This is a genomic window from Cupriavidus sp. 8B (assembly GCF_054589115.1).
Genome location: NZ_BAAILO010000211.1, coordinates 91,164 through 106,271, shown reverse-complemented (window position 1 = coordinate 106,271; position 15,108 = coordinate 91,164). Strand labels below are relative to the sequence as shown.

Here is a 15,108-nt window from a genome sequence, read left to right as displayed (position 1 = left end):
CAGTCGGTTTGTTTTTGAGCAGGAAAGCGGCTGAAGACTAACAATCGCTGGAGGTCGGGAGGGGGGCGGGAGGGAGAGACGGGCAGACGGAGCCAGCGCGGTGCCGCCCGATGCTTGCCCTATTGCGGCAAGTCCCGGGGCTCCTGCTTCAGATCAGACGCTTTGCACGTCCGTGGGCGGCAGCCTGGCTGCCGCCTGGGCAGATATCGCCGACGCCTTGCCAGGCACCGTCTAGCTCTAGCGCGGACTACTTTCTTTTCTTGGGCTTGGGCTGCGTTGTCCAGGCCTGGCTGTCGAGCAGCCGGTCGAACAAGCGGTCGCGCTCCTGCGGCGCAAGCGGGCAGAGCCCCAGCATCTTTGCGAGCACCATCCCCTGGGCAGCCTGCCAGCGCAGGAGCGCCAGATCGGGATCCTCAGCCTCTTCCTTGATGCGCACCACCTTCTCGGCCGTCTTCTCCCTGACCACCGACAACAGTTCGGGGTTCTCCGCAATGGAGCCGAGGATGGCAAAGACGAGCGACTGTGGATGGGAGATGGATTCGCGAAACGCCAGGATCTGCTCCGACAGCTGCGCCTCGGGATTCCCGGCGCCGGCAGCGGCAAAGTAGTCCTTCGCGAACTTGTCGAAGTATTCGATCTGATGCTCCAGCAGCGCCTCCACCACGGCTGCCTTTGTACGGAACTGGTGCATCACCCGGCCCTTGCTGATCCCGCCCTCTTGCGCGATGGCATCGATCGTGAGCCGGCCAGGGCCCTCGCGCGCGAGGATGGCGATTGCTGCGTCGAGGATGATCTGGCGGGATCGCTCCGACCGTACCGTGTTCTCCATTGTCTATCTCCACAGCGGAGGGCTACCCCGCCTAACGAACCCTCGAACATAGCCGGAATTTCGATGAAAAACAATATTTATGTATTGTTTTTGCGCTTACGCCCCTGCGGCACACTCAGTGCGCGTGGGGCTGCGAGCGCCAGCGGTGCGTGGTTGGGGGAAGACAAGATAGGGACTGACTTGTTCACGCATCCCGAGAGGTGGGCTGCAAGACTCAGTCCAGTAACTCCGTCAGAGAGAGGTAAACAAAGAAGCCCACAGCGACAGGGCTGCGGGCTTGTTCTTGACAGAAGCAGAAAAGCAATCGTCAGAACGGTTGTTAATACCAAAAACTCCGAAATGCCCTGTGCGTGAGTGAGCGAATACCGCATACGTACACAGGCCGATTGCACGCATAGTGCTGCAGCACCAAGGAAAAGTGTCAAGTATTTCGTAAAGTTTTGCCCGAAGAGGCATCGAAGACTTTACAGTTTGGACCTCCGGTGGGCCTAGATGCGTCTGGGGTGGAGCGACCGTCGAAGCCGCTTGCAGGGCGCGGGCATCCCCGATCGCCCCCCAGGAGCGTGGCCTGGTAGCCGAGACTGAACTCGCACGATTCCCTGCGGATCGCATCTGCTATGTACGGTCGAAGCGAATCCGAGGATCGCCAGCCGAAGAAGTACATCATGTGCTTCTCGACTCGATCCTCGTCCAGTCCATTGCTCAATCCCTGGGCCCGGAAGCTGGTGGCGCACGTACTGCGCAGGCAATGAGGATGCAAGTCGGCGAACTCCTCGTGCACGACGCCAATCTGATTCAGCACGCCATTCACGCGCGCCAGGCTCATTGGACTTCCACTTCGACTCAGGAACAGGAAGGGCGTTTTGTCGGCACCACCAATGTTGCGCCGGATCTGGCAGATATAGGCGTTGAGACGGGTGGCAAGCGAGCGGTCACAAGGCAGTTGCCGAGACGCTGTCTTGACCTGGGGTTCATCGCGCCTGCTGTCCCATTCGTCGTCCGGCGATCGCTCGATCCTTATCTCCGGAATGCTGCGCGAGAGCATGCAATCGCCCACTTTCAGCTTGAGCAGCTCGCCCCGCCGAAGCCCGAGAAGCAACAGCATCAGAACGATAAGATAGTTGCGCTCCTGGTACGGCGGCTTCCAAGGATTTTCGTCATGCCCCGGTCGACAGACCAGCAGCAGCCGCTGGACCTGCTCCGTCGATAGTGCTCTGGCGTGTTGGGGCGCTTCCGGGCGAGCCCGTCCGGCTGTAGCAAAGGCATGCTCGATGCATTTCAGTCGTCTCCTCATATCCCACAATTCCGGGCTGCCCGCCGGCCAACGCGCCATGGCTGCTTCAAGATGCCAAGTCACGAAGCGGGAGATGACCTGCAGTCGCTGCAACACAGTACTGGGAGCGACTACCAGCTTGCGCACCTTGGCTCGCGCCTGGAAGTCGCGGCGCAGCCGGGGATAGAGCTGGCTCACGATCTCGTCCGGGGACAGCCCCTCGCCGGTGCTGAGGCGCTCCTGTAGGCAGAAGGACTGTCTTGCTGCCCACGCCCATAGCATACCCAGGATCTGTAGCGCCTTGAGCAGGCTATTGGCCGACAGCCGTGGGCGAAGCCGCTTGATCGAATATTCGTTGATCCAGTCGATGGGCTGCCGGCGGGCGTCAAGCAGGATTGGCAGGCGTTCGCCGTCTGGGTGGCGGACGATCACCACATGGAATCGGGCGTGCATAGCTTTCTCCTTGGCCAGCGCGTCCAAACCACCGTAGGCAATGTTTACGACTTTTCCGTGTCACCCACGCACTGCGATAGAAGCCAAAGTGCCGCCACCCTAACGATTACGAAGTGGCTCTAAGCTCCCACGGAGTAATACGTGGCCATCCAGGCGACCACTCCCAATCCTCCTAATCGCCGCTGTGAAAGGCTGGCGACACGCCTAAAGTCGTGACAGCGGCCATCAAAAGTTAACAATCAAGCTTACTGACAAAGATTCATCCGCTGTGACGAGGACGCCGCCGGAATATTTCCACTGCCCCACCGCCACATAAGGTACTGATATAAAAGAAAAAACCCCGCACAAAGGCGGGGTCGTTCTTTACAGATTTTGGTTACACAAGATTAAAACGGTTATGCCCACTAAAAACTGTGGATAGACCGCTCGATGTGAGTGAGTAAAAGGCTTTGCAGGACATTGGACCCACGGTTTTGTTGGTACAACGATGTGCGGGCGCCTCAAATCGGCTCTGAAGGGCTCGCGACACACCATTTGTGGGTAGCCAATTGCAGCCTCGAGTTGGCTTGCAAGGAGCGACCAGGCACCCCTGTTATCAACCGTCGTCAGCCGCATACCACCGCCGCCTAATGATAGCCGCCCTAAGCTTGCATGGGGGCTAAGGCGCCCCCATACCCCGCAACCCTTTGCCCATCAGCGACAAGGAAATGCCGGAGAGCAAGATCCAAAGCTACCTTGCGGCTTCTGGCTTTGGGCGGAGCCAGGACTGCGCTGCGAGCCGCCTCTACGTTCCCTACCAAGATGACCTGGGTCTGAGCGCGCGTGATCGCTGTGTAAAGCAACGTGCGATCCAACAGCCGAGACTTGGTAATAGGAATGATAACGCGCTGCCATTGAGATCCTTGTGCCTTGTGGATCGTTATGGCAAAGCCCAGCTCAATGTCTTCCAGCATGTCCGCACTCCTGGCGGCCCTTACATTGTCCGTTTCTGCCTTCGCCAGCGCGTCTCCGCAAGCCGATACGACGCTCGTCCACCCCTTCCATGTGCATGTCTCGGACTCCGCGCTCGCCGATCTGCGCCAACGCATCGCGACCACGCGCTGGCCGGACCAGGAAACGGTAGCGGACCGCACCCAGGGGGCACAACTGGCGCGGCTACACGAGCTGGTGCGCTACTGGGGGACGCGTTACGACTGGCGCAAGGCCGAAGCCAGGCTCAATGCCTTACCTCAGTACGTGACCACCATTGACGGGGTCGACATCCACTTCATTTGGGTGCGCTCCAAACGTCCGGACGCGCTGCCGCTCATCATGACGCACGGCTGGCCGGGCTCCGTCCTCGAATTCGTCAAGGTTATCGGCCCACTTACGGACCCAGCTGCACACGGAGGCTACGCCGCCGATGCCTTCGACGTCGTCATCCCATCCATCCCCGGCTACGGATTCTCCGGCAAACCGACTGTCACCGGGTGGGACCCGGACCACATCGCGCGAGTCTGGGCGGAACTGATGCAGCGCCTCGGGTATACGCGCTACGTCGCCCAAGGCGGCGATTGGGGTGCCCCCATCACCAGCGCCATGGCGCGGCACGCGCTGCGGGGACTGGCAGGCATCCACCTCAATCTGCCGGCTACAGTGCCGCCGGAAGTGGCCGCGGCGCTGGCCACGGGCGGACCCGCGCCGGTGGGTCTTACCGTGAAAGAACGCGCGACCTTCGACACGCTTCTTGCATTCACCAGACAGGGGAACTCTGCCTACACCACGATGTTGGGCGCCCGGCCACAGACGATCGGCTATGGCGTAACGGATTCACCGGCTTTCCTTGCGGCTTTCATGCTCGGGCATCCGGGATTCGCAGAGTGGGACTATGGCGCGGATCCCCGACAATCCCTGACGAAGGACGAGGTGCTGGACGACTTCACATTGTACTGGCTGACGAACAGCGCCGCATCCGCGGGACGTCTCTACTGGGAAAACAAGGGACGAAGCCCGTTGTTCGCGGCGGCGCAAAAGACTACCGAGATCTCGCTGCCTGTGGCGATCACGGTATTTCCGGAGGACGTCTATCGCCCCTCCGAAACGTGGGCAAAGCGAGCCTATCGCAACCTGAATTATTTCCACGAAGCCGACAAGGGCGGCCACTTTGCCGCCTGGGAGCAGCCTCAACTCTTCGCCGAGGAACTGCGCGCGGCATTCCGATCGCTGCGCCAGACCAGCCCTTGAGGCGAACGCTTCTGACGCTGCTCGCGACCGTGGCACTAGCCAGAACGCCTGCTTTGCTTGCCATTCGGTTGTGAAGGTATTACTCACCCTGAAATCGCAACGAAAGACCCACACCATGACAGTTCGTTACCCTCTCGCCGCGACCCTGCTCATCGCCGGCACCGCGCTGACGCTTCAGTCCGCCCTCGCACAGATGGCCGGCATCCAACGCACCGACCTTGTTCAGCACGATCTCAGCGTGCCCAATCGCGAAGGCATCCAGGTCCGAGTCGATTTCGAACCGGGCACGTTTGCGCCAAAACATTCGCATCCGGGGGAAGAAATCGCCCACGTGCTCCAGGGAACGCTCGAGTATCAACTCGGAGACCAGCCGCCGGTGACGCTCAAGGCTGGCGATTCCCTGTTCATCCCGGCCGGCACGCCACATTCGGCAAAGAATGTCGGCACCGGCAGAGCCTCGGAGCTTGCGACCTACGTAGTGAAGAAAGGGCTACCGCTGGTAGTGCCCGCCAAATAAGTCGGAAGCGGATCCCCCCGTCCAGCCGCCGCCATTTCTGGCGCTGGGTAGCGGGTCCGCGCCAGTGACCGGAATCCATGCCGGGTCCCGATGAAGAACCCTGCGGCATGCCACGCATCAGGAGCTGTGCAACATGAGCAATTCATCCTATCGCGCCGAATCGACGGCGCTGCTGTTGGTCGATCCCTACAACGATTTTCTGTCGGAAGGCGGCAAGGTGTGGCCGTTCATCAAGGACATCGCCGAAGAAGTGGGACTACTGGACAATCTCCGCGCCATCACGCAGGCGGTTCGGGCTGCTGGCATCCAGGTGGTCATCGTTCCGCACCGCCGCTGGCGCCCAGGCGATTACGAGTGTTGGTGCCACCCGAGTCCCAGTCAGCAAAAGATCATGCAGGGCCATCATTTTGCCGCTGGCGAATGGGGCGGGGAATGGCATCCCGACTTCGCGCCGCAACCTGGCGACATCATCGCGCACGAGCACTGGGGGTCGAGCGGCTTCGCCAACACCGACCTTGACTTCCAGCTGAAGCAGCACGGCATTACGCACGTGGCAGTGGTGGGCCTTCTGGCCAACACCTGTATCGAGGCCACCGCGCGATACGCGCAGGAACTCGGCTACCACGTCACGTTGATCAAGGACGCCACGGCGGCGTTCCGGCAAGAAATGATGCGTGCCGCCCACGAACTGAACGGGCCGACTTTCGCGCATAGCATCGTCGACACACGTGAATTCATTACGGCGCTGCCGCGGGGATAATTCGCCATGACGGATCGACAGCATGGCGTGACGTCCGGGCTGACTTCGCGGCAGGTCTTCCTTATGGCTCTGGCCTGTGCCCTGGCCGTCTCGGCCATCTACTACCACCAGCCGCTGCTCCCGCAGATTGCCACGTCATTCGGTGTCTCGCCTACGCGGGGCAACCTGATTGCCACCGTCACCCAGCTCGGCTATGCATTGGGCCTCTTGCTGTTCGTGCCGCTGGCCGACAGTGTGCAGCCGCGCAAGCTGGCCACCATGGCTATTGCTGGCAATGCCATCGCACTCCTTGTGTGCGCGATGGCCCCGTCGTTCCGGCTGTTGATTGCCAGCAGCTTTGTCGTTGGCGTGACCGCCATCACCGCCCAGATCATCATTCCGTCGGCGTCGGGTATGGCGTCGCCGGAGCGGCGCGGGCGTACCGTCGGCATGCTCCTGGGCGGCCTGTCGTCTGGTGTACTTCTGGCCCGCACATTGAGTGGATTCGTTGGCGCTCATTTCGGGTGGCGCACGATGTTTGTATCAGCCGCCGCATTCGATCTGGCGCTCATTGCCGTCGTTGCCCGGCTTCCCCGTGCGACCGGCCTGGCGGCGATACGTCATCGCGATCTGATGCGGTCGCTCGTTTCGCTGATTCGCACAGAATCGACATTGCGCATATCTATCGCGACCGGCTTCCTCGCATTCGGCGCCTTCAGCGCATTCTGGGCCACGCTGGCCGTGCTACTGGCACAGCCGCCGTATCAATTCGGCCCTGGCACGGTGGGCGCGTTTGGACTGGTCGGCCTGATCGGCCTCGTGGCGTCACCGTACATCGGCGCCCTGGTCGACCGCATCCATGCCAGCCTGGTCTCCGCCGCGGGCGCGCTCACGGTGTTTCTGGCCTTCGTGCTGGTTTCGACTGGCGCCACGCACCTTTCATGGTTGCTCGTCAGCACGGTACTGCTGGACCTGGGCAACCGGGCCGCCTTCGTTGCCAATCAGGCGCGGATCTACTCGCTGCGTCCTGAAGCCCGCAACCGGCTCAACACGGCATTCATGGTCTCGTATTTCCTTGGGGGGGCGGCGGGTGCCGCAATTGGGGGAATTGGCGCGCAACGCGACGGCTGGACAGGGCTTGCCGCCGTTGGCGCCATGCTGGCACTGCTGGCCTTTGCGGCTAGCGTCGTTGGCTACTGCAAGGCTTACATGATGGCGGCGACAGACGAAGTCTGACTGGCGGCCCTACTCCAGCAGCGCATGCAGGAACAGCGAAAGCAGCGGCGACACAGCGACGTTGAGCAGCCCGTCAGGATCATGACGAGCTCTGCTACGGACCCCTCTTCCCTGCCAAGCTGGTAGGCCTTCGTGGTTCTCGCGCCATGTGCGCTCACGCCAAGGAATGCACCACGCCGCAATGCCCCAGCGTAGGGGCAGCCAGGAGAGCATCACACCCTCACGATTGCCCCTACCAGGCTCGTGGGGACCACAAAGAACGCCGTCAGGCGTGACACGCCACCGATCGCATTGGAAACGGCCATCGCGAAGGGCGTGTTTAGCGAGCGAGTGACTACCGGTTGCACATCGACAGCCGCAACCGCGCTCTTCGACATGTGTTTGACGCCTGCAACTTGGGGGCGTGATACAGCGGGCCTGGACTCGGCGGATCTGGAAAGCATCGCTATGGGACAAGGCATCTCGTGGCGACACCACAACGTCCAAAACAGATACCGGGAGCAGTCGAAGCTTGAGAATACGTATTGAAGGAGCGCGAGCTTGATGCCTCTATTAGCTATCCACCCTGAATACACTGACTGCATGTGCAAGCTGGTTTGCCTGCTGTTGTAGCGATTGCGCGGCTGCAGAGGCTTCCTCGACCAATGCTGCGTTCTGTTGAGTGACATCATCGATTTGAGCAACGGCCTGGTTGACCTGCTCAATACCCGAGGTCTGCTCTTGGGTAGCGGCCGTGATTTCGCCCATGATGTCAGTGACTCGCTTCACACTCTCGACAATCTCTGCCATTGTGTGACCCGCTTGGCCGACCAGGACGGTACCCGCATCGACCTTCTCTACCGAACTTTCGATCAGTGTCTTGATTTCCTTCGCTGCTGCAGCCGACCGCTGAGCCAGCGTGCGGACCTCGCCGGCTACTACTGCGAAACCCCTTCCCTGTTCCCCGGCTCGAGCGGCTTCGACCGCGGCGTTCAACGCGAGAATATTGGTTTGGAACGCAATGCCCTCGATTACCCCGATGATGTCGACGATCTTCCGGGAAGATTCACTGATCGATCCCATGGTCTCGACCACCTTCGAGACCACGTCACCGCCCTTGCCCGCTACTTCCGACGCGGACGCAGCCAATTGATTTGCCTGCCGCGCATTGTCTGTATTCTGCTTCACTGTGGAAGTCAGCTCCTCCATCGAGGCCGCAGTTTCCTCAAGTGAGGCGGCCTGCTGCTCGGTACGCGAGGAGAGGTCCGTGTTGCCGGACGCAATTTCAGCGGATGCTGTGCTCACCGAGCTGACGGCATCTCGAATCTGCTTCACTGTACTGGCAAGCCTGGTCTGCATGCGGTTCATTGCATGAAGCAGGCTGGAGGTGTCATTTTGGCGAATTTCAATGCGGCGGGTAAAATCGCCGTCAGCAATGCTGTTCGCAATTGATGCTGCATACGCTGGCTCCCCACCGAGCTCTTTCTGAACACCACGCAATAGCCACGCGGCCAGCAAAGTGGCAGCTCCGCCAAGCGCTAGCAGCATCAGGATGGAGAGAAGAAGTTTCTTCCGGAATGCCGCTTCGATGTCGTCCACGTAGGCGCCGGTGGTGATGGCCCATTGCCACGACTTGAACGCCTTGACGTAGCCGAGCTTTGGCAGCGGCTCTGTTGCACCCGGCTTCGGCCACATATAGGTCAGGAAGCCGCCTCCTTGATCCCGGGCGACCCTGGAAATTTCCACATAGATAAGCTTGCCGCTCGGATCCTTCAGACCACTAAAGTCCGTGCCCTCATTTTCTGGCTTGAATGGATGCATGAGCGACCTGCCGGAGAAATCGGTGATTGCCACATAGCCGTCCGTGCCAAATCGGATTAGGCGAAGGCGCTCCTTTGCCTGCTTCTGCGCTTGCTTCTCCGAAATATTGCCGTTCGCGGCCTCCTTCTCGATTGCGGCCACGAGACTGACGGACGCTTCCGCCACGCTTTGCATCTCGCGCTGACGTCCTGCATACATTTCCGCACGCGTACCGAATGCGTCGTAGGTAGCTGTTCCCAGCATGGCCAGCCAGATCAGGCTCAGGGGAAACCAAAGCCGTTGATTGAGGGTTATTCTTGGAATTCCAGTCATGATCTCGTTTTGGCTGGCACATCGGAGCTTGGTTTGCACGAATTGAATCGCGCCTCGCCAGATATTAGAGCTCGGTCACGGCCCGAAGCTGGATCGTGCCTGTATGCCCCACCGTCCATCCTGCAATGTCAGCACGTAAAGTGATTCGTAGGTTCCAATGATCGAGTCGTCACTTCTGTACCTCGTGTAGCTGAGTGCGTAATGCGCCTTGTAGCTGTTGAACTGAATCAGATCCCTCCGAATCCATCGGCTGTATTTCCAGTCATCTTGTTCTCTTAGCCTGACGAACAGGTCCATCGGATTCTGACCAGGCGCCTCGTAGACTTTGAACTTTCCGTCAGCCAATCGAAGATGAGGGAAATGCATCGTTGCATCCATGCCCCTCGCATCGTGTTCGTTCAGCGCGTCCATGAACCTGTCGAGCGTCGCCATGCACGCGGCGTGAATCTCTTCCTTGTTAGCAATCATCATTTTCTCCTGTTCAATTTCCAGACAGCGATCACGGTTCCCGCAGGAATTCCTGCACAACTAAAGCGAATGCGTCGCCTTCCGCCAGATTCGCGATGTGAGCCGTATCCATTTCCCGATAGTAGCAATGCGGAATGCCCTCGCGGAGCACACCGGCTTGCGCCACTGTCGTTGCCAGATCGCGTGTGCCCGCTATGACAAGCGTGGGTTGGGTAATCCCGGAGAGTTTGTCTCCAAAATCGAACGGAGCGGCGGCTTGACAGCAGGCTGCGTACCCATTGGGGTCGACTCCAGCCAGCATTGATCTCGCAAAGTCAATGACATCCGGACGACGGGCTGCAAATTCGGGGGTAAACCAGCGTCCGAGTATTGCGTCGGTCAAGGCGGCAAGGCCATTGGTTCGCGCGGTTGCCGCACGGTTCTCCCAAAAATCTGCGGGACCGAACTCAGCAGTAAGCGGGCGTCGAACGCCGTCGTCCCAGTCGATCCAAGCCAAGATAGAGGCCGAATCTTCTGTCTCACCTGACTGCGCCACCAACTCCACGATCCGGCCGAGTGATCCGTTTTGTAGGCCTTTGTCCCAGAGGTTGCGCGTGCAAAGCACGGCGTCGCCGACATTTAGCCCACAATGCTCGGTCTGCTCGAATTCAGCGTTCCAACGTGTAATCGCCGGTTGGTGGCCGGTGAACCGCTGTTGGCACAGCCGATTGAGAGCCCGAGTTCCCGCATGCCCGTTGCGCAAAGGGGCCAGCACTTGGGTGTTGGCGGTGTCCAATGCGTACAACTCCACGATCAAATCAGCGATCGACGCCTCCTCACAAGGGATGAAGGCAACCGCAGCAGTATCGTCGGTGGACATGGGACGCCATTGTCCGGCGCGAACAGCTTCTGCCACCGCAGCAATTTCACCCCCATAGCGCTTCACCGTCTTCAATTCGACCATGGGAATCGAAGGCAACTGCATGACGCAATGCAGGACGAGTCCGGGCCCTACCGGCATAAGTTGGTGAGGATCGCCGACCAACACCAGGCGCACATGGCTCGGTAGAGCCTGGCAAATGTTGCTCATTGAGACGATATCGACCATGCTCGATTCATCGATGACGAGGACCGTTGGGCCTTCGAAGGTCGCAACATTTATGGCCTTCAGGAAGCTCGCGATGGTCGCGCCAGGTCGAGCCGTTGCCTCTTGCATGCGTTTGGCGGCCCGGCCGGCAAGGGCGACCTGTAGGATTCTGACGCCTGCTTTGTCGTAGAGACGGTACAGCGATCTTAGGACCGTCGTCTTCCCCACACCGGCGCCGCCTGTAATGCATATGAACGGAAGCTTCGCCGCCAAATGAATTGCGCTCCGCTGTTCGACGTTGAGCTCAATAGCGTCCTCCATCTCGCCCGCCGCAATGAGTCGGTCAACGCTAAACGGTGACATCAACTGTTGGTCACTGACGATCAGCCGTTCCTGTATGGTCTTGGCAACCTGCCGTTCCATCACCAGCGCGCCGAAAGGCTGGAGACCGTGCTCTGTGCGTACAACGCTGCCGTTGGCGATACCTTCGGTGACGGCCAAGGCAAGCAAGTCTGCCCATCGCATCCCCTTCGGAGCCTGCCCTAACAACGGCCCCACCTGACGCACCAACTCCGTCTCGAGGAGCACTGTGTGACCCTTCGCGAAGGTGCGATAGCAGGCCTCCTCCACGGCCCCGCGAAGCCGTCTGGGATCTTCCGCCCTCACGCCGAAACGATTCATCGCCAGACGGTCGACTTCCACCCATCCAGCCGCAAATGAAAGCAGACGATAGGGATCTTCTTCAATGCGTTGCTGCGCCTCATCGCCAAAGAACCGTAGTATCTTTCTGCCAACACGAACGTCAAAGCCCTGTGCTTGCAGCCACTGCAGAGTACGAGACTTCCCCTGGACGGCCCAAGCCTCGACCAGGCGTTTGGCTGCGGCATCTGTCAGCACGTCGTCAAACGCCGTGGCTTCGCCAGCGTCCAACAAGTCATACAGTTCCTCACCGAACCGCTCCCACAATCGACGGGCCTTGACAGATCCAATGCCATCAAAAGCTGGGCTCTCGGCGATGTAGGTAACGATATGTTCGCCCGATGGTCGAGCCAGGCAAGCGCTCTCCGCCTCAACCTGCTGTTCGATCAACTCGAAACCGTCGACGACAGACCTTCTCTCTGTGACGGGCCCCGTCACTGTCCACCATTGGCCCCGCTCTACCTGTGCGTCGCAAAGCGTCGACGCCGTTGCCTTGACTACGACATAGGTGCAGGCACTCAGGACAGAACCTGAGGCGTTTACAGGTACGCCAGTGAAGATCGCGCCTCCGAAGCCTCGGGGGTTCTGCGTTCGGACCGCCGTCACGCGCAAGGTCACATCGGTAGCCACGGTCACCGGGGAAGCCTCCCTGTCTCCGCCAAGGCGTCCTGTAGCACTGTGTAGCGGGCAAGCAATCGCTTGAGCTCGGAATTCTCCGCTTTCAGGCTTGCGTTTTCCTGCTCCAGGCGAGAGAGACGCTCAGCGTCCCTAGCGGAGCGGGCAGAATCACCAGGTCGGGGTGGAGATGATGTCGCAACAACGTCGTCTCCCGCCGCAAGTCGTGGTAGTACTCCTCGCTCACGGAGGTCTCCCTCTAGCTTTTTGAGCGCCTCTCGGATGCGTGGATTCTGCGCAAGCGCCGACTTAGCGAAACCGCACTCCGCCGCGATCTCGGTCCGGGATAGAACACCACGGACCACCATGTCCCGGAAGTCGGCCTCTGTTTTTGACGCAGCCCATGTTGTGAACCGCTGGACGTTCTCCTCAGCGATTTGCTGCCCGTTCGCCATCAATCCTCTCCCTTCGAGCGGTCCCGCTTCGGCTTTGGAAGCGGTGCGTTAAGCATGTCCATTGTCACACCTTTGCGTTCGGCGTTCAGCGCCCATGTCACAAACTGCTCGGTCAGGAGCTGGTTCTCCGCTTCGAGCCGCTTTGCCTTCGCCTTGTAGCGCTCTACTTGTGCCAGCGCGGCACGAAGCCGTTCGTCTCGCGGCTCACCACGTGCTCGCGGCAAGGTACCGCGCAATGCGTCCTTCTTGAGCGAGAAGGCGTTGGCAATCTCCGGGTATTCGGCGAACGTGAACCGGGAGTATCGGGAACCCGTGGATTCCTTCACTGCATCCAGCAAGAGATCCCATGTGAGTTTGCCTGTCCATGCATCCAAAGTATCAAGAACTACGGCAATACGCTCAGCGGTTAGGTTCTGCGCCCGGTCCTTTTTCATGCAATAGCCTTTTGGCGTGTAGTCTGGACAAATCTGACGGGACGAACATTGTCCTCTGTGATGAGCGAGGCATTGCTCACATCCAAACGAATTCGCGTACCAATGGGCACCGCCGGATCTTCCAGAATCGACAGTAGAGAATTGGCCCGATCCAGCGTAAGTTGCTGGTGTTCGACCCACGCATCGGCGCCATACTCTTCGTCGCTTAGGGCTTCCCGGGCTACCTTCAATAGGTGCTCAGTCTCGCTCTTAAGCGAGCGGAGGTTTGCTTCCTTGTGCGCTTCGCCTTTTATGCACTCTTGCTCATCGCAGTTGAGGCAGTCGCGATGCAAGTGGCATGGCTCGCTCGCGAAGTCGTGCTCACACCATCCGTAATCCGTCGTATGTGCGGCAGTCAGCCCTAGGCTTTCGAACTCGCTGCGAGTGACCAGTTTCCGCGCCCCGCCGAACACCGGTTCCAGTTCTGATGTGAACCCGTCCTTCAAGGCCTGACCAATGGGCGCCTGCACCTCGTCCGAGGTCATATGGTCGTAGGCGCGGTTCTGCTTTACGTCCTTTCGACCGGAGAAGATGGCAATTTCGGTACTGCTCAAGCCACCGGTCTGTGCCAACATGTTCAGGTAATGGCGCAAGCTATGGCTGTTGAGCTCGATGGGCGAGCCGTCATCCTCGGTGTAACTGAACCGCTCGAAGATGGAAAGCCGCCCCTCAGCCCCGTAGTGCTTCGTGATAACGGTGTAAGAGACGCAGCTAAACATGCACAGGTATGTTGCCTTCGCCGAATGCATTTCGTTCGTGCGCATGATGGCCATGGACTCATGGCACAGTAACTCAGGGGCGCCCGGGACGTATGAGAACGTCTCGGGAAGCATCGCAAGGACAGCGCGCTCAACGTCCTCAAAAAGAAATCCGACACGGCGCCCGCCAAGCCGCTGCCTGGGTAGATTGTTAGTTATTTTCGCCCAACTGTTGGCGGGTCCGGTGGCCGTCTCATCTCCCCACAGCATGAGGCCGATTTCCTCCAACGTGAGGACCTTCTTGTCACGAAGATGCGCTGCTCCCTCGTGCAGGTACAACTTCGTAGGGTTCGCCGTGTACCACGCCGCCAACTCCTGTGCCGGCGTCGTTACCTTTATGAGGTTTGCGATCGCCCGACGTGCGATGGGTACCATTTCCGTGGGGAGCCACTTCGTGGTGTCCTCCGCTCCCTTTGACCCCGACCACCGTAGCCCCAGCTTCCCACGGTATTCGCCTTCGCCCTCGACAAGGCAGTTGCGCCGAAGCCGAAGTACTTCGTTGATGCGTTCCGGCGCGCAAAGCATCAGACCCGTCACGCTCGAGATTAAAACATCGGAGGGCTCGATGGCATCATGAAAGATCGCTCCAAGCGCACGAAGAGTGGCGACGGAAGGCAGTTTCTCCTGACGCGCGGTCAACGCCTCCTTTGAAATGCGCGATCCTCCTTCTTGTGGCTTTTTGACGCCATGAGCCCATCGTTGGCGAAGACGAATGAACCCTTTCGACCGCATGAACTCGGCGATGTATTCAAGCTGACCTGCGGTCCGGTAGGCTACAGAGGGCGATACCTGCTGCTTGGCAAGTTCAACCGCGCTGTCCAGCACCATTTCATCGACAGCCGTCGGGCGCGAACCTTTGGTTGAGTCGCGCAATGCAGCTTCCAGGCATCGAAGCGCAGCGATGCGCTGACCTTGGGATTCTACCGGACGCTTATCATGAAGATAGACAAGGGCCGCTTTCGCAAAGTCCAGGAATGGCAGTGGCAAGGTCGGCTCGGGCTTATTTTCGCGGGCAGCCTCCAAGGTGCTGAAGACGGCGCGGTTCACCTTGTTGTGCCCCTTCAGATAGCCGATATCCCAGACGTTCTTTTCGAACTGAGCCTTGGCGTTCAGCACGTCAGAGTCCTTACAAAGGGCCACGAATGCCTCGAGATTGGCCAAGGGCTCCAGCTCGGCTCGAGGTGTGAAGCTG

The 15,108-nt window shown here is 59.6% G+C and carries 13 protein-coding genes and 1 pseudogene; 4 read left to right on the top strand and 10 right to left on the bottom strand.

The genetic code is table 11. The features are described 5' to 3' along the window. Positions 1-247: 247 nt before the first annotated feature. The 3 genes from ACYP5B_RS21465 to ACYP5B_RS21455 form a co-directional block, all read right to left on the bottom strand. Positions 248-829 (bottom strand): TetR/AcrR family transcriptional regulator, encoded by a 582-nt coding sequence (locus tag ACYP5B_RS21465; protein ID WP_400096241.1) that lies wholly within the window; start codon positions 827-829, stop codon positions 248-250. 421 nt (positions 830-1,250) lie between these two features. Continuing rightward, complete coding sequence (locus tag ACYP5B_RS21460; RefSeq protein WP_459571003.1) at positions 1,251-2,555, bottom strand: tyrosine-type recombinase/integrase; 1,305 nt, start codon at positions 2,553-2,555, stop codon at positions 1,251-1,253. A gap of 641 nt (positions 2,556-3,196) precedes the next feature. After that, entirely contained in the window at positions 3,197-3,508 is a 312-nt protein-coding gene (locus ACYP5B_RS21455; protein WP_459571002.1) for an ATP-binding domain-containing protein, read from the bottom strand. On the opposite strand from ACYP5B_RS21455, the gene ACYP5B_RS21450 reads away from it, so the two are divergent. The 4 genes from ACYP5B_RS21450 to ACYP5B_RS21435 all read left to right on the top strand — a co-directional run bounded on the left by ACYP5B_RS21450 (position 3,495) and on the right by ACYP5B_RS21435 (position 7,270). After that, positions 3,495-4,778 (top strand): epoxide hydrolase family protein, encoded by a 1,284-nt coding sequence (locus tag ACYP5B_RS21450; protein ID WP_459571001.1) that lies wholly within the window; start codon positions 3,495-3,497, stop codon positions 4,776-4,778. The two genes, ACYP5B_RS21455 and ACYP5B_RS21450, sit on opposite strands and share 14 nt — an antisense overlap. Before the next feature lie 70 nt (positions 4,779-4,848). Beyond that, positions 4,849-5,295: a cupin domain-containing protein gene (locus ACYP5B_RS21445; protein ID WP_459571000.1), complete on the top strand. Its 447-nt coding sequence runs from the start codon at positions 4,849-4,851 to the stop codon at positions 5,293-5,295. 133 nt (positions 5,296-5,428) lie between these two features. Beyond that, positions 5,429-6,055: a cysteine hydrolase family protein gene (locus ACYP5B_RS21440; RefSeq protein WP_459570999.1), complete on the top strand. Its 627-nt coding sequence runs from the start codon at positions 5,429-5,431 to the stop codon at positions 6,053-6,055. A gap of 6 nt (positions 6,056-6,061) precedes the next feature. Next, positions 6,062-7,270 carry an MFS transporter gene (locus ACYP5B_RS21435; protein WP_459570998.1) on the top strand — a complete coding sequence of 403 codons (1,209 nt, stop codon included), beginning with the start codon at positions 6,062-6,064 and terminating at the stop codon, positions 7,268-7,270. Here ACYP5B_RS21435 and ACYP5B_RS21430 read toward each other — a convergent pair. The 7 genes and pseudogenes from ACYP5B_RS21430 to ACYP5B_RS21400 form a co-directional block, all read right to left on the bottom strand. Then, positions 7,240-7,647 (bottom strand): annotated as a pseudogene (locus tag ACYP5B_RS21430) (LrgB family protein). The gene ACYP5B_RS21435 and the pseudogene ACYP5B_RS21430 sit on opposite strands and share 31 nt — an antisense overlap. A 175-nt stretch (positions 7,648-7,822) precedes the next feature. Then, positions 7,823-9,373 (bottom strand): methyl-accepting chemotaxis protein, encoded by a 1,551-nt coding sequence (locus ACYP5B_RS21425; protein ID WP_459571027.1) that lies wholly within the window; start codon positions 9,371-9,373, stop codon positions 7,823-7,825. An 84-nt stretch (positions 9,374-9,457) separates the two neighbouring features. Next, a complete protein-coding gene (locus ACYP5B_RS21420) occupies positions 9,458-9,853 on the bottom strand; it encodes a hypothetical protein (RefSeq protein WP_459570997.1) in 396 nt (131 codons plus the stop codon). A 28-nt stretch (positions 9,854-9,881) separates the two neighbouring features. Further along, on the bottom strand, positions 9,882-12,251 hold the full coding sequence (locus ACYP5B_RS21415; protein WP_459570996.1) for an AAA family ATPase: 2,370 nt from the start codon (positions 12,249-12,251) through the stop codon (positions 9,882-9,884). After that, positions 12,248-12,685, bottom strand: coding sequence for a VPA1267 family protein (locus ACYP5B_RS21410; protein ID WP_459570995.1), 438 nt, complete (start codon positions 12,683-12,685; stop codon positions 12,248-12,250). Before ACYP5B_RS21410 ends, ACYP5B_RS21415 begins: the two co-directional genes overlap by 4 nt. Beyond that, positions 12,685-13,119, bottom strand: coding sequence for a hypothetical protein (locus ACYP5B_RS21405; RefSeq protein WP_459570994.1), 435 nt, complete (start codon positions 13,117-13,119; stop codon positions 12,685-12,687). The genes ACYP5B_RS21410 and ACYP5B_RS21405 overlap by 1 nt, the downstream gene beginning before the upstream one ends. Continuing rightward, positions 13,116-15,032 (bottom strand): integrase, encoded by a 1,917-nt coding sequence (locus tag ACYP5B_RS21400; RefSeq protein ID WP_459570993.1) that lies wholly within the window; start codon positions 15,030-15,032, stop codon positions 13,116-13,118. Before ACYP5B_RS21400 ends, ACYP5B_RS21405 begins: the two co-directional genes overlap by 4 nt. Positions 15,033-15,108: the final 76 nt, after the last annotated feature.

Bases quoted from the DNA above. Each gene is read 5' to 3' on its own strand.
- ACYP5B_RS21465 (WP_400096241.1), bottom strand. From the start codon at position 829: ATGGAGAACACGGTACGGTCGGAGCGATCCCGCCAGATCATCCTCGAC.
- ACYP5B_RS21460 (WP_459571003.1), bottom strand. From the start codon at position 2,555: ATGCACGCCCGATTCCATGTGGTGATCGTCCGCCACCCAGACGGCGAA.
- ACYP5B_RS21450 (WP_459571001.1), top strand. From the start codon at position 3,495: ATGTCTTCCAGCATGTCCGCACTCCTGGCGGCCCTTACATTGTCCGTT.
- ACYP5B_RS21455 (WP_459571002.1), bottom strand. From the start codon at position 3,508: ATGCTGGAAGACATTGAGCTGGGCTTTGCCATAACGATCCACAAGGCA.
- ACYP5B_RS21440 (WP_459570999.1), top strand. From the start codon at position 5,429: ATGAGCAATTCATCCTATCGCGCCGAATCGACGGCGCTGCTGTTGGTC.
- ACYP5B_RS21435 (WP_459570998.1), top strand. From the start codon at position 6,062: ATGACGGATCGACAGCATGGCGTGACGTCCGGGCTGACTTCGCGGCAG.
- ACYP5B_RS21420 (WP_459570997.1), bottom strand. From the start codon at position 9,853: ATGATGATTGCTAACAAGGAAGAGATTCACGCCGCGTGCATGGCGACG.
- ACYP5B_RS21410 (WP_459570995.1), bottom strand. From the start codon at position 12,685: ATGGCGAACGGGCAGCAAATCGCTGAGGAGAACGTCCAGCGGTTCACA.
- ACYP5B_RS21405 (WP_459570994.1), bottom strand. From the start codon at position 13,119: ATGAAAAAGGACCGGGCGCAGAACCTAACCGCTGAGCGTATTGCCGTA.